The sequence below is a fragment of the Suttonella ornithocola genome, from assembly GCF_001889065.1.
In the GTDB taxonomy this organism is placed as follows: Bacteria; Pseudomonadota; Gammaproteobacteria; order Cardiobacteriales; family Cardiobacteriaceae; genus Suttonella_A; species Suttonella_A ornithocola.
Window position 1 is genome coordinate 1 of the sequence record NZ_LWHB01000231.1, and the last position, 2,085, is coordinate 2,085.

2 protein-coding genes and 2 pseudogenes are annotated in these 2,085 nt (G+C 35.3%); 3 read left to right on the forward strand and 1 reads right to left on the reverse strand.

Going from position 1 to position 2,085, the window contains the following annotated elements; genetic code table 11:
• Positions 1–141: helix-turn-helix domain-containing protein (locus tag A5N85_RS17940; RefSeq protein WP_143143323.1), on the reverse strand; the 141-nt coding region annotated here is incomplete at its 3' end.
• 104 nt (positions 142–245) lie between these two features.
• Here A5N85_RS17940 and A5N85_RS13290 point away from each other — a divergent pair.
• The 3 genes and pseudogenes from A5N85_RS13290 to A5N85_RS13305 form a co-directional block, all read left to right on the forward strand.
• A pseudogene (locus A5N85_RS13290) lies at positions 246–578 on the forward strand (transposase); the annotation flags it as partial.
• A 400-nt stretch (positions 579–978) separates the two neighbouring features.
• Positions 979–1,230 (forward strand): annotated as a pseudogene (locus tag A5N85_RS15345) (transposase); the annotation flags it as partial.
• 171 nt (positions 1,231–1,401) lie between these two features.
• Positions 1,402–2,061 (forward strand): hypothetical protein, encoded by a 660-nt coding sequence (locus A5N85_RS13305; protein WP_072577603.1) that lies wholly within the window; start codon positions 1,402–1,404, stop codon positions 2,059–2,061.
• Positions 2,062–2,085 lie beyond the last annotated feature (24 nt).

The window sequence follows — 2,085 nt, forward strand, 5'->3', positions numbered from 1 at the left end:
AAAACCTTTAGGATGGGGATTTTTAATCCAGCTATAGACGGTGAATTTGCTGATCTTGTAGCGCTTTGCAACAGCGCGCCAAGTTTCTCCATTAGCAATATCGTTAAGAATTTTCTGTCGGAATTGGCGACAGTAGGTCATAGGATATGCTCAGTTTGTTTTTGATAATTCTACTACAAGTTGTTCTTTATATCTGCTTTGGATAGATTGGATTATAAGTGATTTGACTATATAAGCTTAAAAAAATCGTACAATGCTTTTGCATTGATATTGACGCAACCAAAACAGCTCTTCTGCTGAATGTAAACCGTAATACCATCAACCGCTGGTATGCTATCTTTCGCCAAGAAATTTATCAGTATCAACCAAACCAGAAAAACCTTTTATATGGCTCAATTGAGATCGATGAATCCTACTTTGGCGCAAAGCGTCAAAGGGATTATCATGACAAGCTCAAACGTGGTCGTGGGACTTTAAAACAATCCGTCTTTGGTATCTTTGAAAGACAAGGTTATGTTTATACTGAGATCATTTCCGACTGCAAGAAAAAGACCCTGCAAGGTGAGATCTTTGCAAAAAAACATAAAATAGAGAAATTTCAATTTTTGGTAGTAGTTTGAAAAGTATGCTGGAATATTATCAAATAATCCAATGGTAGTTAAATATTTAAATATCAATATAATAAAAGAAGTATTTTTTGTAAGAGTATGTCTAGCATACTTTTCAAACCACTACCCAATTTTTTAAATTTTGAAAATATATTAAAATCATGCTGTTAATTTTTCTACTAGTAGTAAAAATTCGTGTGAAACGGAATTTTGCAAAGGTCTCAAGGTGTTATTCTCGGTAAAGTAGCGTTTGATAGTGTTATGGCTAACTTCCCAAAAAATGTATACAACGTTAACTCAATATACATATACACTTTGAAAAAGTATACTATCTTTAAGTACGGTATGCATTTTTTGGGAGACCTGCTATATATACTCGGATGGTTGGTGGGGTTACAATGGCTTGTTTGATATTGGCTATGCGAAGCATTTTAGGGTAAACCACGGCAATAACGGGTTTGCTCATGATTATTGCCATACCAATGATATTGAGTCTTTTTAGAGCTTTACCAAGCGGAGGCTGAGCAAGTTTAATGGTGTTACAGCCAATTTTGAGCTTCACTTAAAAGAGTGCGAGTGGCGCTGGAATCCGAACTCTGATGATCTTCAACACCATCTTTAGAGCTTGATGAAGTAATTTTTACAAACTTTGCTAGTCTGGAGCTCCTATCAAGAGCGGATGAACGAATATTGAAAAGCATAAATTGGAATGACTTAGTTATCTAGCAGTAAAATATTACAATAAATCTTGAGATGATTTAATAGGTTTTTAAAAGACTTAATAGGACAGATAATGACACCGTTTGCAACTTTAGTGATGCCTTTTTTAGATAAAAATCAAGAAACAACTGCAATTGCCTTGATGGGAAAAAAAGCGAAAATATTACAACCAAATGGAAATAGCATGAAATTATCCGAATGGTTATCGGATGATGTTTTCTTAACGCGAAGTATTGATAATTACGATAATGAACTTCAAGCACCTACTCGTCTAGTCGCTTCTTTATTATTCCAAAAGAAAATGGTAAGAGGGCTTATTGGAGGATGGTTAGCAAATGCTTTGTTGGGGGAAAAAGTTGTTGGTAAGGTGTTAGATTTATGGATTCTTCCAAATCAAGTCGAACGTTTATCATTTTCTACAAATGATAGCCACGTTCTTTCAGAAATCGAAATTATAGAAGCGTGTAATCAGTTAAGTACATTTTTGGCTACTGCATTTATTGAAAGCGGTATTCCTAAAAGCGATGCTTGGGGAAATGTTGGGTTGGCCGTTGCCGACCCTTGGATGGCAGCACGTAAGATAGTTAATGATATTGATACGCTGATTGCAAACTATGAGGCATTTACTTGCCAGCTGATACCAGAATTACAAAGTACTATACTAGCTTTACCGATAGAAAAAGATGGACAGAAACAAGTTGTCTTTAAACGACCGAAAAAGTTGTTGTCATAAGTATGAGCTACCGGGTAAAACCAA